Source organism: Paraburkholderia sp. A1RI_3L (assembly GCF_048957895.1).
In the GTDB taxonomy this organism is placed as follows: domain Bacteria; phylum Pseudomonadota; class Gammaproteobacteria; order Burkholderiales; family Burkholderiaceae; genus Paraburkholderia; species Paraburkholderia kururiensis.
The window spans coordinates 34,426-59,569 of the sequence record NZ_JARCHA010000018.1; the positions used below are offsets into that span (position 1 = coordinate 34,426).

At 67.9% G+C, this 25,144-nt stretch carries 26 protein-coding genes; 16 read left to right on the forward strand and 10 right to left on the reverse strand.

Translation table 11 applies throughout. The features are described from left to right. Window positions 1-529 precede the first annotated feature (529 nt). Window positions 530-1,594, forward strand: a complete 1,065-nt coding sequence (locus PXJ20_RS29670; RefSeq protein ID WP_277598254.1) for an aldo/keto reductase — start codon at window positions 530-532, stop codon at window positions 1,592-1,594. A 143-nt stretch (window positions 1,595-1,737) separates the two neighbouring features. Here the strand turns inward: PXJ20_RS29670 and PXJ20_RS29675 are convergent, their stop codons facing one another. Further along, window positions 1,738-2,016: a hypothetical protein gene (locus tag PXJ20_RS29675; RefSeq protein WP_421032240.1), complete on the reverse strand. Its 279-nt coding sequence runs from the start codon at window positions 2,014-2,016 to the stop codon at window positions 1,738-1,740. A gap of 125 nt (window positions 2,017-2,141) precedes the next feature. After that, window positions 2,142-2,945 (reverse strand): superoxide dismutase, encoded by an 804-nt coding sequence (locus tag PXJ20_RS29680; protein ID WP_421032241.1) that lies wholly within the window; start codon window positions 2,943-2,945, stop codon window positions 2,142-2,144. Window positions 2,946-3,225: 280 nt separating this feature from the next. Between PXJ20_RS29680 and PXJ20_RS29685 the strand changes: the two genes are divergently transcribed. The 4 genes from PXJ20_RS29685 to PXJ20_RS29700 all read left to right on the forward strand — a co-directional run bounded on the left by PXJ20_RS29685 (window position 3,226) and on the right by PXJ20_RS29700 (window position 5,458). After that, a complete protein-coding gene (locus tag PXJ20_RS29685) occupies window positions 3,226-3,780 on the forward strand; it encodes a type 1 glutamine amidotransferase domain-containing protein (protein WP_421032242.1) in 555 nt (184 codons plus the stop codon). A 69-nt stretch (window positions 3,781-3,849) separates the two neighbouring features. Next, a complete protein-coding gene (locus PXJ20_RS29690) occupies window positions 3,850-4,137 on the forward strand; it encodes a DUF1488 domain-containing protein (protein ID WP_017775680.1) in 288 nt (95 codons plus the stop codon). 159 nt (window positions 4,138-4,296) lie between these two features. After that, complete coding sequence (locus PXJ20_RS29695; RefSeq protein ID WP_017775681.1) at window positions 4,297-4,872, forward strand: glycine zipper family protein; 576 nt, start codon at window positions 4,297-4,299, stop codon at window positions 4,870-4,872. A gap of 145 nt (window positions 4,873-5,017) precedes the next feature. Next, the gene (locus tag PXJ20_RS29700; RefSeq protein ID WP_421032243.1) at window positions 5,018-5,458 is read left to right on the forward strand and encodes a ferritin-like domain-containing protein; all 441 of its coding nucleotides are present in this window, start codon (window positions 5,018-5,020) and stop codon (window positions 5,456-5,458) included. A 168-nt stretch (window positions 5,459-5,626) separates the two neighbouring features. On the opposite strand, the gene PXJ20_RS29705 is transcribed toward PXJ20_RS29700, so the two are convergent. Continuing rightward, window positions 5,627-5,971 (reverse strand): BON domain-containing protein, encoded by a 345-nt coding sequence (locus PXJ20_RS29705; RefSeq protein WP_277598251.1) that lies wholly within the window; start codon window positions 5,969-5,971, stop codon window positions 5,627-5,629. A gap of 333 nt (window positions 5,972-6,304) precedes the next feature. Between PXJ20_RS29705 and PXJ20_RS29710 the strand changes: the two genes are divergently transcribed. Beyond that, window positions 6,305-7,780 carry an RNA polymerase factor sigma-54 gene (locus tag PXJ20_RS29710; protein ID WP_421032244.1) on the forward strand — a complete coding sequence of 492 codons (1,476 nt, stop codon included), beginning with the start codon at window positions 6,305-6,307 and terminating at the stop codon, window positions 7,778-7,780. A 218-nt stretch (window positions 7,781-7,998) separates the two neighbouring features. On the opposite strand, the gene PXJ20_RS29715 is transcribed toward PXJ20_RS29710, so the two are convergent. The 3 genes from PXJ20_RS29715 to PXJ20_RS29725 form a co-directional block, all read right to left on the reverse strand. Further along, window positions 7,999-8,766, reverse strand: coding sequence for an amino acid ABC transporter ATP-binding protein (locus tag PXJ20_RS29715; RefSeq protein ID WP_413214940.1), 768 nt, complete (start codon window positions 8,764-8,766; stop codon window positions 7,999-8,001). Continuing rightward, window positions 8,766-9,440, reverse strand: coding sequence for an amino acid ABC transporter permease (locus PXJ20_RS29720; protein WP_421032245.1), 675 nt, complete (start codon window positions 9,438-9,440; stop codon window positions 8,766-8,768). The genes PXJ20_RS29715 and PXJ20_RS29720 overlap by 1 nt, the downstream gene beginning before the upstream one ends. 91 nt (window positions 9,441-9,531) lie before the next feature. Then, window positions 9,532-10,311, reverse strand: a complete 780-nt coding sequence (locus PXJ20_RS29725; RefSeq protein ID WP_017775688.1) for an amino acid ABC transporter substrate-binding protein — start codon at window positions 10,309-10,311, stop codon at window positions 9,532-9,534. A 287-nt stretch (window positions 10,312-10,598) separates the two neighbouring features. Here PXJ20_RS29725 and PXJ20_RS29730 point away from each other — a divergent pair, with 287 nt between their 5' ends. Continuing rightward, a complete protein-coding gene (locus PXJ20_RS29730; RefSeq protein ID WP_421032246.1) occupies window positions 10,599-11,309 on the forward strand; it encodes a TetR/AcrR family transcriptional regulator in 711 nt (236 codons plus the stop codon). On the opposite strand, the gene PXJ20_RS29735 is transcribed toward PXJ20_RS29730, so the two are convergent. Next, entirely contained in the window at window positions 11,293-12,099 is an 807-nt protein-coding gene (locus PXJ20_RS29735; RefSeq protein WP_421032247.1) for a DUF72 domain-containing protein, read from the reverse strand. The genes PXJ20_RS29730 and PXJ20_RS29735 overlap by 17 nt on opposite strands. Window positions 12,100-12,405: 306 nt before the next feature. Here PXJ20_RS29735 and PXJ20_RS29740 point away from each other — a divergent pair, with 306 nt between their 5' ends. The 8 genes from PXJ20_RS29740 (at window position 12,406) to PXJ20_RS29775 (ending at window position 19,242) form a co-directional block, all read left to right on the forward strand. Next, entirely contained in the window at window positions 12,406-13,452 is a 1,047-nt protein-coding gene (locus tag PXJ20_RS29740) for a universal stress protein (RefSeq protein ID WP_421032248.1), read from the forward strand. Window positions 13,453-13,507: 55 nt separating this feature from the next. Next, complete coding sequence (locus PXJ20_RS29745; RefSeq protein WP_126877127.1) at window positions 13,508-13,981, forward strand: universal stress protein; 474 nt, start codon at window positions 13,508-13,510, stop codon at window positions 13,979-13,981. 68 nt (window positions 13,982-14,049) lie between these two features. Beyond that, the gene (locus PXJ20_RS29750) at window positions 14,050-14,241 is read left to right on the forward strand and encodes a DUF2964 family protein (protein WP_026121641.1); all 192 of its coding nucleotides are present in this window, start codon (window positions 14,050-14,052) and stop codon (window positions 14,239-14,241) included. Between the two features lie 42 nt (window positions 14,242-14,283). Beyond that, on the forward strand, window positions 14,284-15,420 hold the full coding sequence (locus PXJ20_RS29755) for an ABC transporter permease (protein ID WP_413214935.1): 1,137 nt from the start codon (window positions 14,284-14,286) through the stop codon (window positions 15,418-15,420). Window positions 15,421-15,429: 9 nt separating this feature from the next. Then, a complete protein-coding gene (locus tag PXJ20_RS29760) occupies window positions 15,430-16,128 on the forward strand; it encodes an ABC transporter ATP-binding protein (RefSeq protein ID WP_413214934.1) in 699 nt (232 codons plus the stop codon). Then, the gene (locus tag PXJ20_RS29765; protein ID WP_421032249.1) at window positions 16,125-17,222 is read left to right on the forward strand and encodes an HlyD family secretion protein; all 1,098 of its coding nucleotides are present in this window, start codon (window positions 16,125-16,127) and stop codon (window positions 17,220-17,222) included. Before PXJ20_RS29760 ends, PXJ20_RS29765 begins: the two co-directional genes overlap by 4 nt. Beyond that, window positions 17,200-18,663, forward strand: a complete 1,464-nt coding sequence (locus tag PXJ20_RS29770; RefSeq protein WP_026121642.1) for an efflux transporter outer membrane subunit — start codon at window positions 17,200-17,202, stop codon at window positions 18,661-18,663. The genes PXJ20_RS29765 and PXJ20_RS29770 overlap by 23 nt, the downstream gene beginning before the upstream one ends. Before the next feature lie 294 nt (window positions 18,664-18,957). Then, window positions 18,958-19,242: a DUF1488 domain-containing protein gene (locus PXJ20_RS29775; RefSeq protein ID WP_277598244.1), complete on the forward strand. Its 285-nt coding sequence runs from the start codon at window positions 18,958-18,960 to the stop codon at window positions 19,240-19,242. Between the two features lie 69 nt (window positions 19,243-19,311). On the opposite strand, the gene PXJ20_RS29780 is transcribed toward PXJ20_RS29775, so the two are convergent. The 3 genes from PXJ20_RS29780 to PXJ20_RS29790 all read right to left on the reverse strand — a co-directional run bounded on the left by PXJ20_RS29780 (window position 19,312) and on the right by PXJ20_RS29790 (window position 24,926). Next, a complete protein-coding gene (locus tag PXJ20_RS29780) occupies window positions 19,312-21,012 on the reverse strand; it encodes an AAA family ATPase (protein WP_421032250.1) in 1,701 nt (566 codons plus the stop codon). Window positions 21,013-21,084: 72 nt separating this feature from the next. After that, window positions 21,085-23,568 (reverse strand): serine hydrolase, encoded by a 2,484-nt coding sequence (locus PXJ20_RS29785; protein WP_421032665.1) that lies wholly within the window; start codon window positions 23,566-23,568, stop codon window positions 21,085-21,087. A gap of 119 nt (window positions 23,569-23,687) precedes the next feature. Then, on the reverse strand, window positions 23,688-24,926 hold the full coding sequence (locus PXJ20_RS29790) for a putative glycoside hydrolase (protein ID WP_240658987.1): 1,239 nt from the start codon (window positions 24,924-24,926) through the stop codon (window positions 23,688-23,690). Between PXJ20_RS29790 and PXJ20_RS29795 the strand changes: the two genes are divergently transcribed. After that, window positions 24,841-25,143: a hypothetical protein gene (locus tag PXJ20_RS29795; protein ID WP_421032693.1), complete on the forward strand. Its 303-nt coding sequence runs from the start codon at window positions 24,841-24,843 to the stop codon at window positions 25,141-25,143. The genes PXJ20_RS29790 and PXJ20_RS29795 overlap by 86 nt on opposite strands. Window position 25,144: the final 1 nt, after the last annotated feature.

Sequence of the window (25,144 nt, forward strand, 5' to 3'; positions counted from 1 at the left end):
GGGGTGCGGCTCGCGATATCCAATGCCAGTGCTATGGCCCTTGTTTGCGTTCGGCGCGTGGCGTGTGGCGCGCGGGGTGGCGGCGCGCAAATGTGGCGCGCATGGGACGCCTCAGCGGCGTGGAACGCGAAAAAGAGTCTCGCAGGTTTTGCGAGGGGCTGCCAGGGGCGCCTTGCGGCTTATTGTGGTTCGATGCTTCCGGTGCTTCCGGTGCTTCTGGTGCTTCTGGTGCTTCTGGTGCTTCTGGTGCTTCTGGTGCTTCTGGTGTTTCTGGTGCTTCTGGTGTTTCTGGTGCTTCGGATGCTTCGGATGCTTCGGATGCTTCGGATGCATTCGCCGCTTCTGTCCCCCCGCGCTCGACGCACATGCCGCGCTCATCGCCTGCCGCACCGTCTCCTGACCATCGCCTTTCAGCGTGTCCGCGGCTCTGCGCGTCGCGCGGGCCTGCAGTATGCTCGGTTGCTCCCTGGGTTGTTCCTCAGTTGTTCCTCAGTTGTTCATTCCCTCCCTCCCACCATGGAGTTCTACGATGCGTTACAACCAGCTGGGCCGCACAGGCGTGTTCGTTTCCGAGCTGTGTCTCGGCACGATGACGTTCGGCGGCGAAGGCAGCATGTGGCAGCAGATTGGAGAAGTGCAGCAAGGCGATGCGGAGCGGCTTATCGGTCGCGCGCTCGATGCAGGCATCAATTTCATCGATACCGCCGACGTCTATTCGCAGGGCCGTTCCGAGCAGATCACGGGGCAGGCGCTGAAAAACCTCCAGGTGCCGCGCGACAAGGTGGTGGTCGCGACCAAGGTGTACGGCCAGGTCGGCGAGTGGCCGAATTCGCGCGGTGCGTCGCGCTACCACATCCTCGACGGCGTGAAGGCGAGCCTTACGCGCTTGCAGCTCGATCACATCGACCTCTACCAGATTCACGGCTTCGATCCCGCTACGCCTATCGAAGAGACGGTGCGTGCGCTCGATACGCTCGTGCAGCAGGGCCACGTGCGTTATGTCGGCGTGTCGAACTGGGCCGCGTGGCAGATCGCGAAGGCGCTGGGTATTGCGGAGCGCCTGGGCCTCGCGCGCTTCGAGACGCTGCAGGCGTACTACACGCTCGCGGGGCGCGACCTTGAGCGTGAGATCGTGCCGATGCTGCAAAGCGAGGGCGTGGGCCTGATGGTGTGGAGTCCGCTCGCGGGCGGCCTGCTGTCAGGCAAGTACGGACGCGATCAGCAAGGCGAAGCCGGCAGCCGCCGTACCACGTTCGACTTTCCGCCCGTGAATCGCGAGCGCGCGTGGGACTGCGTGGATGCGATGCGCGGCATCGCGCAGAGCAAGGGCGTTTCGGTCGCGCAGATCGCGCTCGCCTGGCTGCTGCATCAGCGCGTGGTGACCACGGTGATCGTGGGCGCAAAGCGGCTCGAACAGCTCGACGACAACATCGCGGCCACCCAGGTGGAACTCACGGCCGACGAACTCGCGAAGCTCGACGCAGTGAGCCGGCTGCCCGCCGAGTACCCGGGCTGGATGCTCACGCGCCAGGGCGATCCGCGCCGCGAGCAGATTGCGCAGTCGCGGCATCCGCGCGGAGCCGGCGGGCAGTAATGCGTCTTTAACAGCGGCCTCGCGGCCTGGCGCCGGTTGCCCGCACCGGATGCTGGCTTCTTCGACCTTCGACGCTGGTCGCCGGCTCCGGATGTGGGCGTCGACGGTTGGCGTCCGTCGCCGGCTTTGGATGTAGGCACCGGTCATTCGCTCCCAAAGCTCGCCCCGAACGCCAGCCCCAGTCGCCGATACCACCGCGCAGACTCTGGCTCCGGTTCAGACGACTCGTCGTCGCCCGTTTGAGCCGCGCCGGCGGTATTCGTGCGGTTCGAATGGCTCGTGCCGCCCTGTTTGGCCGACCCGCCCGAACTGCCCGAGCCCCCGGGCTCCCCGGCGCCGCTCATCAGGCTCGGCACGCGCAGGCCCATCACGGTGGCCTTGAACCGATGCCGCGCGTGCCGGTGTTTCGCCGAAAATTTCATCGTGGATGCTCCTTGGTGGCTTGTGGGAGCACGCATGGCCCGCGTGCTTTCCGTTCCTCGTGGATGTCTCTCTCGATCGATACGCTGTGGCCTCGCGCAACCCATCGCCTCGCGGGCTTACGCGCTCATGCGCTCATGCGCGCGAAGTTCGCGCTCGCGAAATCCCAGTTGATGAGTTTCGCCATGACGTGTTCGAGATACTCGGGCCGGCGGTTCTGGTATTGCAGGTAGTACGCGTGCTCCCAGACGTCCACGGTGAGGAGCGGCACGAGTCCGTGGGCGAGCGGCGTGTCTGCGTTGGCGGTCTTGATGACGGCGAGCTTGCCGCGCTGGGCCACGAGCCAACCCCAGCCGCTGCCGAACTGCGAGGCGCTCACGGCGGCGAGCTTCGACGTCACCTGGTCCACCGAACCGAAGTCGCGCACGATGGCCGCGTTCAGCGCCTCCGACGGGCGCGTCGGCGACGGGCTCAGCGACTGCCAGTAGAAGTTGTGATTCCACGCCTCGGCCGCGTTGTTGAACACGGCCTCGTGCTCGGGCACGCCATAGCTGCCGACGATCAACGCTTCGAGCGATTGCCCCGCGAACGGCGTGTTCGGCGTGAGCTTCGCGAGGTTGTCGAAGTAGCTGCGGTGGTGCTTGCCGTAGTGAAACGAAACGGTCTGTGCGGAGATCACGGGCTCCAGTGCGTTCTCGGCGTAAGGCAGCGGCGGCAGCGTTTGCGGCGATGCGCCCGATATGACCGATGCTGCCGATGCGACCGCAGTGCCGCCCACGTGCGCGGCGCCGCCCGGTGTCTGCGCGGCGGCCGTACCCGCCGTACCCACGAGCCCCGCCGCGCTGCCGATTCCGGCGAGCGCGAGCCCGGCCCCGCTGGCGGCGGTTTTCGTGAGGAAGGCGCGGCGTGCCGCGAGCGTCTGTTCGTTCATGGAAACCTCGAATGGGAGTGGAGCGGCGGTTGAGCGAATAGGGATCGCCACCCGAAAACAGCTGACTCCCTCGGGTTGTTCCATTGTGCGCTGCCGATTTTTCGGGAATATTTCGCGCGCCCGATGGAATAAGCGCCAGGTCTCGCGTGTTCCGCCGCGCCGCGGGCATACCCCTTGCTGAACGTCGGTGGCAGGCTGCATGCGCTGCAGCGGCGTTGCGCGTGCGGTGCCGCTTCAAGCTGCTTCTCTCTGTATTCCCACTCTTTGAGGAGTTCGACTGATGTCCGACACACTTCAAGGTTGCAAGGTGGCCGTGCTGGCCATGGACGGTTTCGAGCAGGCAGAACTGGTCGAGCCGCAGCGCGCGCTGGCAGGCGCTGGCGCAACGGTGCACGTGATCTCCGCGAAGGCCGGCAAGATCCAGGGGTTCAAGCACGTCGACAAGGGCGATAGCGTCGCCGTCGACAAGACCTTCGACAATGCGAAGCCCGACGAGTACGACGCCGTGGTGCTGCCCGGCGGCGTGGTGAATGGCGATGCGATCCGGCTGATACCGCAGGCGCAGGCCTTCGTGAAAGCCGTGGACGCCGCGAAGAAGCCCGTCGCCGTGATCTGCCACGGCGGATGGCTGCCCGTGTCGGCCGGCATCGTGAAGGGCCACACCATGACGAGCTGGCCTTCGCTGCAGGACGACATCCGCAACGCGGGCGCCACGTGGGTGGACAAGGAAGTCGTGGAAGACGGCAACTTCATCACGAGCCGCAAGCCCGACGACCTGCCTGCGTTCAACAAGGCGCTGATCGCCCGGCTCTCGCAGCAGCATCAGCGCGCGTGAGTCTTCAGCGTGAGTCTTCAATGAGCGCATTCGCCGGGTGCATTCCCGACCCGGCCCCTTCGTGCGGAGATGCCCGAGATGAACATCCGTTTTCCCGATGAAGCACCGGTCTTCGACGGTTCCGCCCTGGCGCTGCGGTTCGTGGCCGAAGTGGACGGCGAGCCGGTGGTCTGCTCGGTAACGGCCGAGGCGCTCGAAGACCATTTCGGCGCGCGCTCCGTGCTGGAAGCCGAGCTGGTGGGCGCGTTCCAGCGCGGCCGCGAATCGATTCATCGCGTCTGCTGTGACGCGCTCGAACAGACCGGCGGCGGGGGCGCTGCACTGCACAGCGGGCTCTTTCGCATCGACCGGAACTGAGTGCGTGCTAGCGGTGCGGGTAACAACGGGGTGGGGCGCGGCCGGGCATTGCATATGCTGTAAGTCTCTGCATGCGATTCACGATGCGGACTGCGATGCCCGCTCGAATGCGGGCCCGGATGCAGGCTCAATGCAGGTTAAAGCGCAAAGGGGGACGCCATGTCACTGATCGTCGCCGGCCGTTTCACCACCTTTCCCGCCGCCGAGGCTGCCGCCCAGCGGCTTTTTGACCACGGCTTCATCGAAGAAGACGTGTCGCTCTTTTACGTGAACCCGGGCGGGCAGCACGCGCGCTTTCCCGTGGGCGGCGACGAGTACGCCGACCCGCAGGCCGCGCAAAGCTCGAAGGGCGCGGGCAAGGGCGTCGTCATCGGGTCCGTGATCGGGGCTGCGGTGGGCGTAGCCATTTTCAGCCTGTTCGCTGCGCCCGTGATCATCTGGATCGCCGCCGCGGGCGTGGGCGCTTATGTCGGCTCGCTTGCGGGGGCGATGTCGCACACGAGCGGCGGCGGCAAACGACGCGAGACCGTGCACGGCGGCTCGCATCCTTCCGGCGTGCTGCTCGCCGTGCACGTCACCGCGGAGAACCAGCAGGAGGCTGCGCGCCTCTTGCGCGAAGGCGGCGCCGAAGAGATCGAACGTGCAAACGGCCGCTGGCAGCAGCGCCGCTGGGTCGATTTCGACCCCACGCACGCGCCGCAAACCATGCAGACGGCGCAAGACTCGCGCGTTTGAGGCAGGGCCAAAGCAGATTCAAAGCCGGTTCAAAGCGCATTCAAAGCCGGACGCCGGGCGTGCTCCACGTGCGCCGATGCCGGCGCGTTCGGGGTGATCGGAGAAGGGCGGCGCGCGTTGCCCATTCTCGCAAGGAGGCGTTCACATGGCTGACGTCATGGCAGTGCTCAACGATCTCGTCGAAACGTCGAAAGACGGCGACCGCGGTTTTCGCAAGGCCGCCGAAGACGCGCAGAGCGCCGAACTCAAGGCCCTGTTTCTCGACCGCGCCGACCTCTGCGCACGCGGCGCGCGCGAACTCCAGGACGCCATTCAGGGCATGGGCGGCAAGCCGGGCACGGGCGGGTCGCTCGTCGGCACGTTGCATCGCGGCTGGGTCGATGTGCGGCTTTCCATTCGGGGGCGCACGGACCGCGGCATCCTCGTCGAATGCGAGAAAGCCGAGGACGTCGCGAAAGAGCGTTACGAGGCCGCGCTCGCGGCCGACCTGCCCGACGACGTGCGACCCGTCGTCAAGCGTCACTACGACGTGTTGATACGCACGCACGAGCGCATCCGGGCGCTGCGCGATGAGGCGTCAAGCTAGCGGAGCCGAACCGGCAGCCTGCTGTTCGCCGCACGGAACCTGGCGCGTGGAGCTTCGCGTATCGGCGGCAGCGGCGTGTCGGCGACGTGTCGGCGACATCGGCATGGCGGCGGTAGCGGCATAGCAACGTAGCGGCATCGAGCCCACGACCCGTGCCGCCGTCCGTCATCAATCCGACGCCGACACCTTCAGTTCGTTCTTCACCACCTTCACCCCCGAGAGTCCCTGTGTGACTTCGGACGCAGCTGTCCGGTCGCCCGAGGTAGGCACGCTGCCTGTGAGCCACACCACGCCGTTGCGCGTCTTCACGTGGATGTGCGAAGACTTCACGTTCTTGCTGAGCAGGCTGGCCTTCACTTTCGTCGTGATGGTGGCGTCGTCGAGCCGCTGACCCATCGTTTCGGACCCGGCGGGCGGTGCCGAGCTTTCCTGTGCGCTCACATTGAGCGCGAAGAGGGCGCAGGCGGTACAGGCGATCACGCTGACGGACTGAATCATTGGAGAGATTTTCATTGTGCGTTCCTCCCGGAGTGCTGAACTGGCAGTCACCTTTACCGCAAGCCGCGTGCCGCGCCGCGGCATGTCATGCGCCCGCAGCAAGCCTTACCGGCGCAACGCCGCGCGGCCCGTGCCTTTGGCGTTTTCCGCCCATGGCGCGCTGCGCGATGCGGCGTCCCGCACGCCGGCGCACGCTTCTTGCCAGACGTTTGTAAAAAGCGCGATGCCGCACACACGTTAGCAGCCGTCGCGCGCGCGCCAACGCTTTACGGAACAACGCATTGCCTGCACTGGTATAGCAGTTGCTTTAAAGAGGCCTGTCATCGATATGACTCACTCAGGACTGCCATGCCGCCTTCAATTGAGCTACGTACAAGACAACACCTCGCCCTCACGCCCCGGCTGCAGCAATCCGTACGGCTGTTGCAGCTGTCGTCGCTCGAGTTCCAGCAGGAGCTGCGCAACGCGCTCGACACCAATCCGTTTCTCGAATACACGCCCGCGCCAGGCGAAGACGGCGACACGCCGCCCCCCGCCCGCGAGGACGGGCTCGCGGCGCCCGCCGAGCTGCCGGCTTCCACTGACATGCCGGGCGTAGCCGAAGAGTCGGGCGCCGAGCGCACCCTGCAGGACGAACCGGCCGGCGGCTATATGGCCGACGCGCCCGAGCGCATGGGCCTGCGCCGCAGCAATCAGGACGACGACGGCCAGGGCTCCGATCCCGCGGACTGGGTTCGCATGCAGCCCACACTGCGCGAGCAGTTGCACGAGGCACTGCGTCTCTATCCGCTGGGTCCGCGCGACCGCGAAGCGGCCCGCATCATCATCGAAGCCCTCGACGACGATGGCTATCTACGCCAGGACCTGGACGAACTCGCCGCGGTGGCGGACTTCGCGCCGCCGCTCACCGAAACCGAACTCGTGATCGCATTGCGGCTCGTGCAGTCGCTCGACCGGCCGGGCATCGGCGCGCGCTCGCTCTCCGAATGCCTCACGCTGCAGCTCGATGCCATGCCGGCCGCGACGCCGGGCCGCGACATCGCACGCGAGATCGCGGCTCACCATCTCGAACGGCTCGCACGTCGCGAACAGGCGGAACTGCAAAAGCAGCTGGGCTGCGATGCCGACGCGCTGCGCGTGGCCTGTGCACTCGTGCGCAAGCTCGACCCCAAGCCCGGCAATCACTACGGCCGCGCCGAAGACAGCTACGTGGTGCCCGACGTGATCGTGCGCCCCGTGCGCAACAAGTGGGTCGTGACGATCAACCCCGCGGTGCTGCCGCGTGCGCGCATCCATCGGCTCTATGCGGAGTTGTTCGCGCAGTCGGCCGGGTCGAGCCATTCGCCGCTCGCGCAGCAGTTGCAGGAAGCGCGCTGGCTGATCCGCAACGCGCAGAAGCGTTTCGAAACCATCCTGCGCGTGGGCGAGTGCATCGTGCAGCACCAGCGCGCGTTCTTCCAGTACGGCGAAATCGCGCTCAAGCCGCTCGTGCTGCGCGACATCGCCGAGGAACTGGGTCTGCACGAATCCACCATTTCGCGCGCTACGGGCAACAAGTACATGGCCACGCCGCGCGGCATCTTCGAGTTCAAGCACTTCTTCCCGCGCGAACTCGAAACGGAAAGCGGCGGCCGGTGTTCGGCGGCCGCCGTGCGGGCACTGCTCAAGGAAATGATCGAGGCGGAAAACGCGCGCGAGCCGCTGTCGGATGTGGCACTCGCGAAGATGCTGGCCGATCAGGGCGTGATGGTGGCGCGGCGTACCGTCACCAAGTACCGCCGGCAGATGAAGGTGCCGCCGGCGGATTTGCGGCGCAATCTGTAGGCGGAACGTGGAGAGTTAGAGGCGCGGCGCGTTGCGTTGCGCAAACGCGTTATCGGGCAAGAGGCCGGCGCGCCTGGCGTCTGCGGAGCCCACGAGGGCCGCTTGCGCGGTTGCTTGCGGCCGGGCTCCACTCTTCGCCGCTGGCAGAGGGGCTTCGGTTGGCCCTCAGTCGGTCCTCAGTTGGCCCTCAGTCGGCCCCCGGTCCGCTCTATCCGCCCTCAGTCCGCCCATTCCTCCGGCAACCCCTGCGTGAGCGTCGAGACGAAACGTGCCGTCTCGGCCTCGCGCGGCCGCGTGAAGACGTCGCGCGCGGCGCCCGCTTCCACCACCACGCCGCCTTGCAGGAACACCACGCTGCGCGCGATCGATGCCGCAAGCCGCAGGTCGTGCGTTGCGATCAGCATGGTCATGCCTTCGCGCGCGAGTTGCCGCAGCACGTCCACCACTTCAGCCGCGAGGCCCGGGTCGAGCGCCGACGTGGGCTCGTCGCAGAGCAGCACGTCGGGCGAGGGCGCCAGTGCCCGCGCAATCGCCACGCGCTGTTGCTGCCCGCCCGAGAGCGTCATGGGCCAGGCATCCGCCTTGTGATCGATCCCGACCTTCGCGAGCAGGTCCAGCGCGCGTTGTCGCGCGCGCTCGCGGTCCCATTTCTGCACGGTGATAAGGCCTTCCATCACGTTCTCGATCACGCGCAGATGCGGGAACAGCTGGAAGTTCTGGAACACCATGCCGGTGCGCCGGCGCACGCGCAGCACGGCTTCACGCGCGGGCTTGCCGCCGCGCGTGAAGGTGATGCGTTCGTCGCCGGCTTCGAGCGTGCCCGCGTCCGGAATTTCGAGCAGGTTCACGCAGCGCAGCAGCGTGCTCTTGCCGCTGCCGGACGGTCCGATCAGTGCCGTCACCGTGCCCTGTTCGAGCGCGAGGTCCACGGGCTTCAACACCTGGTGGTCGCCGAAATACTTTTCGATTTTCTCGAGCCTGATCATCACTGACCCTGAAACACTGCATGTTGACCGAAGCGCCGTTCAAGGCGCACCTGCGCCGACGAAAGCACGGAGCTGAACACGAGATAGATGAGCGCGGCCTCGGTGTAGAGCACGAGCGGCTCGTACGTGACGGAGGCAATGCGCTGCGCGGCCTGGAAAATCTCCGGCACCGTGAGCACGGCGGCCAGCGACGTGTCCTTCACGAGCGAGATGAACGAGTTCGACAGCGGCGGCAGCGCCACACGCGTGGCCTGCGGCAGGATCACGCGGCGCAGCGCCTGGCTGCGCGTCATGCCCATGGAGTAGGCGGCTTCCCACTGGCCCTTCGGAATGGACTCGATCACGCCGCGAATCACTTCGGAGTTGTACGCGCCCACGTTGAGCGTGAAACCGATGATGGCCGCCGTGAGCGGGTCGAACACGATGCCCACGTTGGGCAGGCCGTAGAAGATCACGAAGAGCTGCACGAGCAGCGGCGAGCCGCGGACGAGCCACACGTAGAAGCGCACCACGGCCACGGCCCACTTCGGGCCGAACAGCCGGACGAGCGCCGCCACGAAGGCAAGCGCGAGCCCCAGTGCGAACGAGATCAGCGTGAGGGGAACGGTGAAGACGAGCCCCGCGTAGAGCAGGGGCCACAGGGAGTCTGCCATCAGGTGCAGCGTGGCGGGCATGGTGCGGATTCGCTCCTCTCTTGTTCGTTGCTCCAATGCAGACGGGCCGTGCGTTGGCGGCACGGCCCGTCATGCGCTCAGTGTCGGGAGCTTACTTCGAAACGTCCTTGCCGAAGTACTTGTCGGCAATCTTCTGGTAGGTGCCGTCGGCCTTGAGCTCGGCGAGCGCCTTGTTCAGCGCGGCCTGCAGTTCGGGGTTGCCCTTGCGGATCAGGATGGCGGACTTGTCGCTGTCAGGCGAATCGTCGATGGCGACGATCTTCACCTTCGCATCCGGGCGATGCTTCTTGAAGTCGAGGAACGAGAGGCTGTCGTTCACCGTGGCGTCCACGCGGCCCGAGGTGAGCAGGTCGATCGATTCGTTGAAGCCCTGCACCGGCACCACTTCGGCGCCGTTGTCCTTGGCGATCTTGCCGAAGTTGCTGGTGAGCGTGTTGGCCGACTTCTTGCCCTTCAGGTCCTTGAAGCTCTTGATCGTGGTGTTGTCGGCACGCACGATGAGGGCCGCGTGCGAGGCGATGTACGGGTCGGAGAAGTCGTATTTCTCCTTGCGCGCCGGCGTGACGGACACTTCGTTGATCACGGCGTCGTAGCGCTTTGCATCGAGGCCCGCGATGAGGCCGTCCCACTTGCCTTCCACGAAGTCGGCCTTGACGCCGAGCTTCTGGGCCACGGCGCGTCCGATCTCCACGTCGAAGCCGGTCAACTGGCCCGAAGCATCGTGAAACGTGAACGGCGCGTAGGTGCCTTCCGTGCCGATCTTGATGGCGCCGGCCGACTTGATCTGGGCGAGGTCGTCGGCGGCGAACGCGGCGGTGACCGCGGCTGCCTGCAGGAGGCCGATCAACAGAAGAGAGCGGATGATTTTCATGTTTGCGTGGCTCCGTGATGAGTAATGTCCCGCGCGCCCGGCCTCTGCAATGTCAGCGGTCGCGCTGGTGGAGCGGACTGTAGCAAAAACCGGTTATTTCCACAAAGCATTTGGTACCTGATTAATATGCCTTGCGGTAATAAAGAAGCGTCCGCGTAGGCGTGGGCGCGCATGCCGGATGCCTGCTTTGGCCGTGAAACCGAATAAAATCCGAGCGTTCGCTCGTATTCAGACCCACCCGCTTGCGGCTTCGCGTCTTCCGTTCGCTCCCTTCGCCACCCCTTGCCATGAACCGTTCTTCGTCCGCTGCCGCGTCCCGTCGAGCCGATTCGCTGGCCCCGCGCAAGCGGCCCGCGCAGCGCCGTTCGGCCGCGACCGTCGAGGCGATTCTGGAAGCGGCGGCGCGCATCCTGGAAACGGCGGGCTTCGAAGGCTATACGACCAATGCCGTGGCCGAGCGCGCGGGTGTCAGCATCGGTTCGCTGTATCAGTACTTTCCGAATCGCGACGCGCTCACGGCCGCGCTGATCGATCGCGAAACCGCCACGCTCGTGGCGGATGTGGAAGAAGCGGGCAAGGCGCCAAGCTGCGAAGGCACGCTGCGCCTGTTGATTCGCGGTGCGGTGCGGCACCAGACGCGGCGGCCCGTGCTGGCTCGCCTGATCGACTTCGAGGAACGCCGTCTGCCGCTCGGCGAGCGCGAACAGCACGTGGCGGACACGATCGTCGCGATTCTTCGGGAGGCGTTCACGCGCGCCGATGCGCCTCCATTGGCCGACCCCGCTACCGCCGCAGCCGACGTGCTCGCGATGACGCGCGGCATGATCGACGCCGCCGGCGAACAGGACGACATCCAGGAAGACAGCGCCGCCGCCGCGCTGGAGCAGCGCGTGATGCGCGCCGTGGTGGGCTACCTGTTCCGGCAGGACGGCCGGTGGCCTGCGCCTTCGGGCGGGCAGAAGACGCCCGCCCCCGGCGCGCCTACGCCAGCCGCCTGATCAACGCCGCGGCGGCAGCGGGATTACGGACCTTGTGTCCGCTGATCACGTAGAGATATACGTCGCGGTGCTTCGCCGGCAGCGGTTTCGCACCCGCCGTTGCGAGATCGTCCGGCATGCCGCCCGCAGCCCACGTGCGGGCGCGTTCGGCCCAGCGGTCGAGTGCCTTGTCCGTGTAGCCTTCCGGCTCGCCTTCGGCGGTGCCCATGATGCGGGCGTAGACGAACGGCGCGCTCAGATCCGCGATCTGCGGATAGTCCGAATCCCCTGCAATCACCACCGCCGCGCCGTGCTCGCGCGCGAGCGCGATGAACGCCGGCGAGCGGAAGCTCTCGTGGCGCACCTCCAGCGCATGGCGCACCGGCTGGCCCTCCACGCTTGCAGGCAGCAGCGCCAGGAAGGCCGCGAAGTCGTCGGGGTCGAAGGCCTTGGTGGGCGCGAACTGCCAGTTCACGGGGCCCAGTTTCGCCTTCAGGTTCATCACGCCGCTCGCGAAGAATTTCTCGATGGACGCGCCCGCTTCGGCGAGCGCGCGCCGGTTCGTCGCGAAGCGCGGCGCCTTCACGGCGAACACGAAGTTGTCCGGCGTTTCGTCGTGCCACTTCATGAAGCTCTCGGGGCGCTGCGAGCCGTAGTAGGTGCTGTTGATCTCGATGGACGTGAGCACGCGGCTCGCATATTCGAGTTCGCGCTTCTGGGTGAGTCCTTCGGGGTAGAAGGCGCCGCGCCACGGCTCGTAATTCCAGCCGCCGATACCGATGCGGATACGCGATTGAGGCGTGTTTTTCATGGGTGGAATGTGCCGCGCAACGGTGGCGCTGCGGCCGTGCTGTAGGAGTGGAGCAGTGTAGCCGAGCCAGGGCGTGGCTCGCCTTCGGCCCTTCGGCTCTTCGGCCCTTCGGCTACCCATCGACGACCCACGTATCGCGACCCCACCGTCCTCGTCGGCCACGCGCCAAAAGGTAACTTGACCCACGTCAACCCCCGCCGGCCGCCAGCACCGATCATGAACGCATGAGTGGTGTGCCTGCGCGTGTCCTGCATCGAAAGATCGAACGCGCCCAGGCGCAGCGAGCTTCACGGCACGAGGTCAGTCATGGACGATTCAGCACACGATGGGGGAACACCGTTCGCCTTCAGGCGGCTTCTGGTCGCAACAGAAGGCGGCAGCGGACTGCGGCCGCTCACGCGGTTCGCGCTGCGGCTCGCCGCCGCGGATGCACGCGTGCGGCTCACGGACGTGGTCTGCAATCCCGTCACGCTTTTCCCGACGCTGATGCTCAGTTATCCCGACTGGGACGACGCGCACCGGACCATGGTGTACGGGGCGCACGCGGCGCTTTGCGATGCGGCCCGCGAGTTCACGCACGGAGGTGTCGTGCCCGAGGCCGATCTGATCGACCTGTCGGCCGGCCGCACGAATGCACCCGACGCGTTGCGTCACGCCGCGGCGGCGTGGGGCGCGGACCTCGTCGCCGTCTCGGCGCATCCGCACGGGCACCGCTGGGCGTGCCGGCTCGACCCCGAAGAAGTGGCCGCAGGCACGCATTGCCCGGTGCTTTACGTGCCCGCACAACGGCTGGCCGGCGACGACCTGAAGCTCGAGCGCGTGCTCGTGGCTGTGGACGGCAGTGAAACGTCGCTGCTCGCCCTGCGCATCGCCCTGGCGGTGACGCCGCCGCAAGCCGAACTGCGCGCCATCCATGTGGCCGACCGCGCCCTCGGCGTGCCGAGGCGCTGGCGCGAGGCCATCGTGGATGAAGAGGGGCGCCGCGCGTTGAAGGCGGCTGCGGCGCTGATCGAAGGCTGCGGGCGCATGGCGCCGGTCGGCAGCATCGAAACCGGCGAGACCGACGACGACGTGCCCAGCGCGATCACGCGCGAGGCGAAGCAGTGGCACGCCGACCTCGTCGTGATCGGCTCGCATGGCGGGCGCGGTCCCGGCCACTGGATGGCGGGCAACGTGGCCGCGCGCGCGTTGCGCGACACGCCCTGCGCGGTGCTGGTGTGTCCGCCGACGAGCGTGGCGCAGGCGCATGCAGTCGAAGCGCGTGCGAGCACCGCCAGCGCACCCGAAGCGGAGTCGCCCGCTGAAATACCGGGTGAAGCACCGAGGGCCGTCCAGCCCACCGTTTTCCTGTAGTGCCAGCAGTCCTGCGCGCCGGGCGCACACATCAACAAAGAGACAGAGGTGAGTCATGTATCAAAAGATTCTGGTGGCGGTTGACGGTAGCGAATCGTCCAAACGCGCGTTGAACGAGGCGGTCCGCATGGCGTCGCTCGGCAAGGGCAGCGTGCATTGCGTCTACGTGGTGGACAAGTCCGCGCTCTTCACTTACGCGGGTTACTACGACCCGGTCGCGCTGCTCGACGCGTTTCGCCGCGACGGCACCGAAGCGCTCGAAGCCGCCGGCAAGGCGGTAGCCGCCGCAGGCCTTGCGGGCGACACCGAACTCGTGGAAACCGAAAGCGCCGGCGACGACGTGGCGGCCTGCCTGCAGCGCTGCGCCCAGCGTTACGGCGCCGAACTCGTGGTGATGGGCACGCACGGCCGGCGCGGCGTGCGGCGCGTGGTGCTGGGCAGCGTGGCCGAACGGTTCCTGCGCTTCTCGACCTGCCCGGTGCTGCTCGTGCGCAGCGACGACGTGGAAAAGGCGGCGGCGAAGTCATGAGCTACATCGGTAAGGCCCAGCGGCTATTCAACGGACCCAAAGACGGCGCGAAGCACGGGGAGCCAGCCATGGTGCGCAAGGAGTATCGGATCGTTCTCGCGGCGATTGCCGTGTTCACAGCGTTGGCCGGCCTCGGCTTCGTCATTCATGGGCTGCTGTTCGAGGCCGGCGCGTCGTTCCGCTACGGCATGGCGGCCGTCGTGGTGGGGATCGCGGGGTTCGTCATGCTGCTCAACCCCACGCCGAAGGACGACGCCTGACACGCCATACGCGATGAAACGAAGCCGCAGGAGCACCACGACATGAAGGGAATCTTGCGGCTGGCGTTCAAGCTGCTCGTGAACGACAGCGCGAAGTTCACCGCGCTGATCGTCGGCATCACGTTCGCCGTGTTCCTGATGGTGCAGATGACCTCGCTGTTCTCGGGCGTGCTGAACCGCTCGTCGGCCACGGTCATTAACGTGGGCGCGAAGGTCTGGGTGATGGACCCGGCGGTGAAGACCATCGCCAACAGCATCGGCATGCCCGACTACGTGCTGGACGCGGTGCGCAGCATAGACGGCGTGAAGTACGCCGTGCCGCTTTACTCGGGCGGCGCGCTCGTCAAGCTGCGCGACGGCACCTACCAGGCGGTGACGGTGATCGGCCTCGACGACGCGAGCCTCTACGGCTGGCCGCGCATGAAGACGGGCCACATCGAAGACATCTACGCGGAAAACGGCTTCATCGCCATCGACGACGCCGAGTTCGTCAAGCTCAACAACCCCACGCTCGGCACCGACTTCGAACTGAACGACCACCGCGGCAAGATCGTGGGCATCGCCACGGTGGCGAGCAGCGGCCTCTTCGGCACGCCCACGCTCTACACCACGTACACGCGCGCCGTCGAATACATTCCGTCCGCGCGCTACACGACGTCGTATGTGCTGGTGGAGCCGAAGTCCGATGCGGACATTGCCCACATTCAGGCCGTGGTGAAGTCGCTCGGTTACGTGGCCTACACCAAGGAAGAGTTCATGCAGCGCATCTCGCGCTTCTACAAGTACGAGACGGGGCTCGGCACCAACATCCTGCTGATGACGGTGATCAGCTTCATCGTGGGCCTCTCCATTTCGGGGCAGACGTTCTACACGTTCATTCTCGAAAACCTCGAGAAATTCGGCGCGCTCAAGGCCATCGGCGCGAAGAGCCACGAACTGGTGGGCATGATCCTGTTTCAGGCCACCTTCACGGCGCTGACGGGCTACGGCCTTGGCGTCGGGATCTGCGTGGGGCTCATCAGCCTTGTGCGGCTGCGCATTCCCGACTACGCGGCGCTCATCACGTACTTCAACCTGTTGCTCGCGTTCGGCATGGTCGTGGTGATCGCCGCGCTGTCGAGCTACCTCGGCGTGCGCCGCGTGCTGCGCATCGAGCCGTTCGACATCTTCCGCGGCTAGGTACGGGCGATGACGAAACTCGCAATCGACGCGCACGGCGTGGACAAATGGTTCGGCGAAGGCGAGGCGCGCACGCGCGCGCTCGCGAACGTCAGCATGCAGGCGCGCTACGGCGAGATGCTGCTGATCGTGGGACCGTCGGGCAGCGGCAAGACCACGCTCCTGAGCGTGATCTCCGGCATCCTGCGGCCCGATGGCGGCGACGTGGTGGTGGACGGCGTGGACCTCTGGAAGCAGCCCAACGACGCAATCGCTGACTTTCGCCTGAACCGCATCGGCTTCGTGTTTCAGGACTACCACCTGTTCCCGCGTCTCACCACCGCGGAAAACGTGGCGATTCCCCTGATCCTCAAGCGGCGCCCCTGGGACGAAGCCATGACCGAGGCGCGCAAGTATCTCGACATCGTCGGCCTTGGCAACCGCGCGGGCATTGCACCCGTGAAGCTGTCGGGCGGCGAGCAGCAGCGCGTGGCGATTGCGCGCGCCGTGGTGAGCCAGCCCGACATCCTGATCTTCGACGAGCCCACGGCGTCGCTCGACGGCGACACGGGCCGCTCGATCATCGACTTCGTGAAGCACCAGGTGCTGAGCGACACGCGCTGCATTGTCATCGTCACGCACGACAGCCGCATCTTCGATTACGCGGACCGCATCCTGCGCATGGAGGACGGCCAGCTCAAGGGCATTGAAATGGGAGGCGGGGAGTGAGGCAGAAGCTCTTGTTCGCGGCGGCTTTCGTGGGCTTCGTGGCCGCCATGATCGCGGCGTGGGTGTACGGCATCCAGCAGCAGCCGCAGCCGCCCGTCTTCAAACCGGCGTCGAATCCCTACGCGCAGGGCGTGTACGCCGAAGGCATCGTGGAAAGCGATCAGCCTGCAGGCGCGAACGTCAACGTGTATCCGGACGTCTCGGGGCGCGTGACGCGCATTCTCGTGCGCGACGGCGCCGCCGTAAAAGCCGGCGACGTGCTGCTCACCATCGACGACACCGTGCAGCGCGCCACGGCCGAGCAACTGGCGGCGCAGGCGGACGCGGCCCAGGCCATGCTCGACGAACTGCACGCGCAGCCGCGTCCCGAAACGCTCAATGTGGCAAGCGCGCAGGTCACGGCCGCTGCCGCCACGCTCAAGACGGCCGAAGACCAGTACGCGAAACAGCAGCGCGCACATGACATCGACCCGAAGGCCATCAGCCGCGACGCGCTCGACAACGCCGCGAACGGCGTGAAAGTGGCGCGCGCGAATCTGGACGTAGTGACGAGGCAATACCAGCTCACGCGTGCGGGCGCCTGGACGTTCGACGTGCGCAACCAGGAGCGCCAGGTCGTGGCGCTGCGCAAGGCCGCGGCGGCGGCCGGCGCGCTGCTCGACCGCTACACGCTGCGTGCGCCGGCAGACGGCGTGGCGCTCGCCGTCAATGCCGCGACGGGCGGTTACGTCTCGTCGCAGGGCGTCTACGAGACCTATTCGCAGGGCTACGCGCCCGTCGTGGTGCTCGGCACGCCGTCGAACCGGCTCAACGTGCGCTGCTACGTGGACGAGATTCTCATCAACCGGTTGCCGGATGCGAACACGGCGGCCCACAAGCTGAAGGCGCGCATGTTCGTGCGCGGCACCCAGGTGGACGTGCCGCTCGAGTTCGTACGCATCCAGCCTTACGTCACGCCGAAGATCCAGCTTTCGGACCAGCGCACCGAACGCGTGGACGTGCGCGTGCTGCCGGTCATTTTCCGCGTTGCGCCGCAGAACGCCGTGCGGCTTTATCCGGGACAACTCGTCGATGTGTACATTGCTGCCCAGTAGGCGCGCGCGCTTTGCGCTCGCCGCCTGTCTCAGTGCGCTTGCGCTTCAGGGCTGCATGGTGGGCCCGAATTTCTCGAAGCCCGGCACGCCGCACGTGGACCGCTATCTGCCCGGCGAACCGCTGCCCGCCACGCTCACCGCGGCCGGCGCCGCGCAGACGTTTTCGCCCGGCGCGCCGCTGCGCGACGACTGGTGGACGCTGTTCCAGTCGAAGGCCATCGACGCCGCCGTCGACGAGACGCTCACCGGCAACGCGACGCTCGCGGGCGCTCAGGCGTCGCTGCGGCGCAGCGAGCACGAACTGCGCGCCGGTGCAGGCGTGTTCTTCCCGCAGGTGGATGCCGGCGCCAGCGCCCTGCGCGAGCGCTACGTCGGCGCGCGTCTGGGCAGCGGCGCCGCGCCCACGATCTTCAATCTCTTCACGCTGTCGGCGAGCATCAGCTACGCGCTCGACATCTGGGGCGGCGAGCGGCGCGCCGTGGAAGGGCTCGCGGCGCAGGTCGATGCCGACCGCTACGCCCTCGTCGCCACGTGGCTCACCCTCACTTCGAACGTGGTCAACGCGATGATCGCGCGCGCGGCCTACAGCGACGAGATCACGGCCACCCAGGAAATGATCGGCCTCGTGGACGAACAGATCGCGCTCACTCAGGCGCAGTACGAGGCCGGCACGGCGGCGTGGACGGCGGTGCTCACGCTCGAAAACGAGCGCGCGACGCTGCAGGCCTCGCTGCCCGCGCTCGCGCAAAAGCGCGCGCAGACCGAACACCTGCTCGCCACGCTCGCCGGCAGGCTGCCCGCGGACTGGCAGGCACCGCCGGTGTCGCTCAGCGACATCGCGCTGCCCGCCACGCTGCCCGAGACCGTGCCGTCCGCGCTTGTCGCGCGCCGGCCCGACATTCTTCAGGCCGAAGCGGCGCTCCATGTGGCGAGCGCGAACATCGGCGTGGCGACGGCGGCGCTGTTGCCTTCGGTCACGCTATCGGCGTCGGGCAGCTTCAACGGCACGACCGTGCCAACGCTCTTCGGCAGCGCGGGCAAGGCCTGGACGGTAGGCGCCGACGCCACCACGCCGCTTTTTCACGGCGGCTCGCTCTGGTTTCAGCGCGAAGCCGCGAAAGACGCCTACGACGCTTCGCGCGCCGCGTATCAGCAGGTGGTGCTGGCGGCGTTCCAGCAGGTGGCCGACACGCTGCGCGCGCTCCAGCACGACGCCGAGGCGCTCGCGGCGCAGACGCGGGCGGTGGAGTCGTCGTCGGAGGCGCTGCGGCTCCTGAAGGTGAGTTACGAGGTGGGCACCGTCGATTACCTGCAAATACTCATCGCGGACGGCCAGTACCACCAGGCGCGCATTGCCTGGCTCCAGGCGAACGCGCAGCGGCTTCAGGACACCGTGGCGCTCTATGCGGCGCTGGGCGGCGGATGGAACGAGGCGCGATAGGACGGGGGAGGGAAGCGATGGCGCCCACGCGTGACGATGCGAGAGGTGGCACGAAAGGTGGCACCAAAGGCGATGCCGTCGCGCACACGGAGCCTGCCTTCGCTCGCAGCCGCAAGGGCCGCGACCGACTCCGCCGCGCTTGACTCAGGTCAAGCGCGTGCCGCACACGCCCCCTATGCTGGTTTCAGAGCCACGGCGTGCGAGGCGCGCCGCGGCATGCGACGAACCCTCGCCGGAACGACCCGCCATCCCGGCACCTCCGTCTGAACAGCCCGCTACCCACAGGCCGCGATCATGCAGATTTCCTTTCCTCCCGAGCCCCCCGAGTACGCCGGCCGGGATCTCGTTCTCACGTTCCCCGCCATCGTGGACGACACCTACGTGCAGTGCACGATCACGGCCGAGGCGCTCGAAGACCACTTCGGTGCCGCGTCCCCGCGCGAGGAAGACCTGATCCAGGCGTTCAACGCGAACCGGCCCGCAATCGAACGCGCAGCAAGGACGCTGCTCGGCGAACTAGGCGCGAAGCCCGTGCTGCTGCATAGCGGCTATTTCCGCTTCTACGAATCGCAGGGTTGAAGCGTCCAGCTAAAGCGCCCGACCTCGGCCGCCTCGGGTGATAAGCGAGCGCACCTCAGCGCACGACCGTCATTCGCAGACCCCGTCCAGCATTGACGAGTCTGACGGCACACCGCCCGCGCCAACGGCACGTGGCGCCACCCCCGCAACCGCCCGCAGGCGCGCAAAGAGCGGCGCCCACCATTCGGCCGTCTCGAAGCGCGCCGGCGCTACTTCCGTGTTGAAACGCACCACGAGCGCTGCCTCGTCCGCCGTGAACGGCTCCGCCTGCGCAAGCTGGGCCGCGAGGACGGCGAGACCCGCATCGGATGCGTCGCGTCCCGTTGCCGAGCGCGTCGTCACGCGCGCTTCCAGACACGCGCGGCTCGCGTCGAAATCGAGCAGAACCACCGGCACGCCGAGCTTGCGCGCCAGCGCGACGAAGCGTGCGCGGTGCGCCTGCTTGAGGAACGTGGCATCCACGAGCGCGGGGTAGCCGGCCACGAGAATCTGTTCGGCGATGTCGAGCAGATGCGCGTATTCGGCGTCGATGGCCGCGGGCGTGTAGGCGCCGGCCGGCAACGTCCGTTCGACTACCGGCGAGAGCGGGCGCGCGCGCTTGCGCTCCGTGTCGCTCGCCACGCGGATCGCGCCGCTCAGCCGTGCGAGCGCGCGGCTTGCCACCGACTTGCCCGAGCCCGAATAGCCGTGGCAGAGCAGCAGAAAGGGCCGGCGCGGGGCCGTCATGCGCATGGCCACCTGCGCGTAGTCGGGTGGGGCCGACGCGCCCGGCGATTGTCCCCGTACGCCGCGCGCCGCGCGCACGGTCTGCGCTTTCAGCCTCGCCACCATGGCTCGCACGAGCGCCCGGTAAGCGAGGTAGAGCGGCATCGGGGCCAGCGCCGCGAAGTCGCCCGTGGCCTGAAGCCAACGGTCCAGCGCCCGCCGTGCGAGATCGGCGCGGCCATGCGCTTCGAGGTCCATCAGGAAGAAGGCGAGGTCGTTCGCGACATCGTTCCAGCGCAGGGCGTCGTTGAATTCGATGCAGTCGAACATCAGCGCGTCGTGCCCACGGCGCACGACGTTGTCGAGGTGCAGATCGCCGTGACAGGCGCGCACGAAGCCCGCGGCGCGGCGCGCTTCCAGCAGCGGCGCAAGGCGCGCGAACTGGCGCTCGATCCACGCGTGCAGCGCCGCGCCGCCCGGCTCGTCGGTACTTGGCGGGAGCACCGCTTGCACCTGCGCGCGAAGCCGCTCAGCACCGCCGTAGCCGGGATGCGGCGAGTGGCGCGGCGCACGCAGATGCCAGGCGGCGAGCCGGTCCACGGCGCGGTCGATATCCACGGCAGCCAGCGCGTTTCGTGCGACGAGCTTCGAAAACAGCTGCGACTCGTCGAAGCGGCGCATCTGCACCAGGTAGTCGACCGTGCGGCCGCGGTCGTGGCCGGCAGCAGGCAACGCACACCGACGCCCCGTGCGGACCACCGGCACCACCGCGCGATAGAGCGGCCCCGCGAGCGGCCGGTTCAGCTTCAACTCGGCCTCGCAGCAACGCAGCCGGTCGGCAAGCGAGCCGAAATCCACGAAGCCGAAGTTGACGGGTTTCATCCGTTTGTAGGCGAAACGGCCGGCCAGGTAGATCACGGAGATGTGCGTTTCGACGCGCCGGATGCGTCCCGCCGGATGCCGGTACGTCACGGCGCGGCGCAGGGCAGCGTCCACGGCGCGCGCTTCGTGCCGCGCCTCGCGTGGCACGAAGCGCGTGCCTGTGCGTCGATGAAGCGAGTGCATTGAACGAGCCAAAGACGGACGAGGCAAAGGCGGGCGGCGGCGTGGCATCGTCATGATGGGCAGGGGCTCGGTTCAGTAGCGCAGATAGCGTGCCCGCACGCGTCGAAAGCGTGCGCTGTCGGCGGCTGCGATGGTGGCGGCGGTGTCCACCGCGGCGTCCACTGCGGCGTCGCGCAGGGCGTTGGAGACGAGCGTCGAGCCCACCGCGTCGCGCGTCGCGGCCAGGTCGAAGGTGTCGGGCCAGAGCGCATGAAGCGCCGCGATCATCGTGAGGCCCACGCGCGCGGGCTCGCGTGCCGGGTTCGCCTTCACCACGCGCACGCCGTGGCACAGCACACCGTGCCAGCGCGATTCGGTGGGCACGAAGTCGATGGGCTCGAAGCGGACGTCGGTCTGCGCCGAATTCAAGGCGGCTGCCAGCTTCGCACCATCCATCCACGGCGCGCCGATCCACTCGAACGGATGCGCCGTGCCGCGCCCCACGCTTACGTTCGCGCCTTCCAGCAGCGCCACGTCGGGGTACAGGTCGAGTTGCGCGGGCGTGCGCAGATTCGGCGACGGCGGCACCCAGCCGAGTCCCGTGTCGGCAGGGCGCATGGCGCGCGCGTAGCCTGCCATCGGAATCACGCGCAGGTCCGCGCCGATGTGCCGTTCCGCGTTGAAGAGCGCGGCCAGTTCGCCCACGGTCAGGCCCGGCAGCAGCGGCAGCGGAAAGTAGCCCGTGAACGATTCGCGTCCGGCATCCAGCACCGGGCCGCCGAAGCGGTCCGCGCCCTGCGGGTCCGGGCGGTCCAGCACGAAGAGCGGAATGCCGCGCGCGGCCGCGGCTTCCAGCGCGTAGCCGAGCGTGGTCTCGTAGGTGAAGAAGCGCACGCCCGCGTCCTGCAGATCGAAGACGAGCGCGCTCACGCCGTCGAGCGATTCCGGCGCGAAGCGCTGGCCGCGTCCGTAAAGGCTGTGCACGACGAGCCCCGTGGCGGCGTCACGCGCGTCGGCTACGCGTTCGTCCACGTCGGTGGTGAGGCCGTGCTCGGGCGCGAAGAGGGCCACGAGCCGCATGCCGGGTGCGCGCGCCAGCACGTCGACGGTGCGGTGGCCTTGCGCGTCGAAGCCGGTGCGGTTCGTGACGAGCCCCACGTTGAAACCCGCGAGCGGCGCGAATTGCTGGGCTTCGAGTACGTCGATGCCGGTTGCCACGGGTCCGTACGATGCCGGCAACACGGCCGCGAACGCGAGCGCCGGCGCGGCCCATGGCGCGCGTTGCGCGAGGGCCGCGGCGGACAGCGGCGCCCGGCGGCTCGCGAACAGCGACGTGATCTGGTCGCGCAGCGGCCGGGCGTCGCCGCTGTCGTCGGGATGCACGCGGTTGGTCAGGATCACGACGAAACGGCCCGTGGCCAGATCGATCCAGAGCGCGGTGCCCGTGTAGCCCGTGTGGCTCATCGTGCCCACCGCCGGCAGGCGGTCGCGGTTCGCGACGAGCGGCGCGCCCGTTTCCCAGCCAAGGCCGCGCCACGAGCCGGCCCGGCCCAGCGTGTCCAGCGTGTCCGGTGTGGCCATCGCGGCCACGCTTTGCGGCGTGAGCACGCGTACGCCGCCAAGCTGCCCGCCGTTCAGCAGCATCTGCGCGAAGCGCGCGAGGTCCGCAGCCGTCGAAAAAAGGCCCGCGTGGCCCAGCATGCCGCCCGCGCGCGCGGCGATGGGATCGTGGACGCGTCCGCGCCGCAGGCTCCCATGGTCCATCGTCGTGGGTGCCGTGCGGGCAATGTGCGCCGCGTCGGGCAGGAACATCGTGTCGCGCATGCCGAGCGGGGCGAAGACGTGCTTGCGGCACCACGCGTCGAGCGGCATGCCCGACACGCGCGCCACCAGTTCGCCGAGCACGATGAAGTTGATGTCGCTATAGATCACGCGTTCGCCGGGTGGCGTTGCGGGCGTGCTCGCCGCGATGCCGCGCAGCAGCGCGGCGCGGGCTTCGTCCGGTGCGGCGGGCGCGGGCAGCGGTGGGTCGGGCGGCAGCCCCGAGGTATGCGTGAGCAGTTGCCGCACGGTGATGGCGTCTTTGCCGCCCGCGGCGAACGCGGGCCAGTAATGCGCGACGGGCTGATCGAGTTCGAGCCGGCCGCGCTCCACGAGCTGCATGACCGCCGTCGTCGTAGCGATGACCTTGGTGAGCGAGGCGAGGTCGAACACGGTGTCTTCGGTCATCGGCTCGCGCTCGGGCGTGACCATGCGGTCGCCGTACGCTTCATGCAGCGCGATGTGGGTAGCATCCCCCGCTACGACCACTGCGCCGGGCACGCGATGCGCGGCGATCTGGCCCGCGACGATCTGCGCAAGCTGGGTGCGGGTGGCGGCGTCGAAGTCGGCTGGGGAAGAAGCCGATGCGGTGAGGGCGGGCGGGGCGGCTTCGCGTGTCGCGGTGGTGGCGGGCGGCGCGGCGTTCCCGGTCTGGGGCTGGGGCTGGGTATCGGCCCGGTTCTCAGCCCGGGTATCAGCCCGGGTATCAGCCCGGGTCTCACCCTGCGTTTCAGCGTGGCTCGCGCTCGTCAACATCCACAGCGTGGCGAATGCCACGAGCCCCAGGCGCTTCACGAGCGCCGCCGCGATCACAGCAACGCCCCGCCGCGCATGGCTTCGCGTGGCGCCTGCGTCCCGTCGCACGCGCACCCCGCTCAATGCGGCAACTGCGCCGGATCGTAGTGATTGCGCGGGTTCCATAGCATCCAGCCGTCGGTGTCCGCGCTGTCGGCAGCGTCGGTCTGAGCGCGGACCTCGTCGGCGCCGAACTCGCGGTGGTCGAACGCGTAGTCGCGAAACGCCTGAAGCCACGGACGGAACCGCACGCCCGGCAGCCCGGTGCGCGCCTTCGCTTCGGCCAGCGACCGCCGCACGATCTGCCCCGGGTCCGTGGTCGGTTTCGTGCAGCCAGGCAGGCCCCACGTGAAGCCGGACGGGTAGAGCATAGGCGAGATGTAGTCGAGCGGGCCGCCCAGCAGTTCGAGCTGCTGGCCGATCGCGGTGTCGTCGGTATTCCAGCAGACGTAGCCGAAGATGTCCGCGGCCACGAACACGTTGTAGGGCGCAAGGCGGGCCCGCGCCGCCTGCAGGAAGCCGACGATGGCCGCCGTGCGGTTCGCCTGCGTGTTGGGCTCGGCAAAACGCAGGCCGCTCGCATCGGGAAAGCGCACGTAGTCGAACTGCACTTCGTCGAAGCCGAGACGCGCGACTTCCTCCGCCACGTCGAGGTTGTGCGCCCACACCGCGTGCGAAGACGGATCCACCCACTGCAGATGCTCGCGGTCGCGCCACACGTGGCCGCTTTCGTCGTGCACGGCGAGTTCGGGGTGGGCGCTCGCGAGCGGATCGTCCTTGAACACCACGATGCGCGCGATCAGATAAAAGCCCTGTTCGTGCAGCTGAGCGACGAGTGCGGCGAAGTCGCGCCGGATGGGCGCGTGCTCCGTCAGTTGCGCGGTGGCGCCAATCGCGTCGCGCGCGGCGCTCGGGTAGGGCGTGAGACCGCGATCGCCTTTCATGTCGATCACGAGTGCGTTGATGCCGTTGCTTTCCTTGAGGCGCACGGCGCCCTCGCGCAGCGTTTCGTTGTTCACGCCGTACACCGAGAGATAGACCGCGCGCGGCCGGAACGGCGTGAGCGCGACCGTCACCGGTTCGCCGCCGGCCGAGGTGGCCTGGCCGCGCAGATACCCAGGCGCACGCGCTTCGACGATGGGCGCGGCGAGCGTGCTGGAAAACGCGCCGTTGGCGTCCGTGTGCTGCGAAACCCCGCCCACGGTGACGGTTGCGCCGGGCACGGGCGCGTGCGTGGACGCGTCGATCACGACGCCGCTGATGGCGGCAGTCGCGGCGAGTGCGAGGGACGGCGTGAGTGCGGCGACAAAGACCGCGATGAAAGCGGCGGCGAAGGTGGCTGCGAACCTGGCTGCGAACCTGGCTGCGAACCTGGCTGTGAACCTGGCTGTGAATCCGGCTGTGAATCCGGCTGTGATTCTGGCCGCAAGCGCGGCTGCCAGGGTGGCGGCGAGCGCGCCGGGCCTCGCGCCCGCACGGGCGTCGATGCGAGACCCGGCACGACCGCCGGCGAAGCCCCTGTCGAGCACGCCATGAA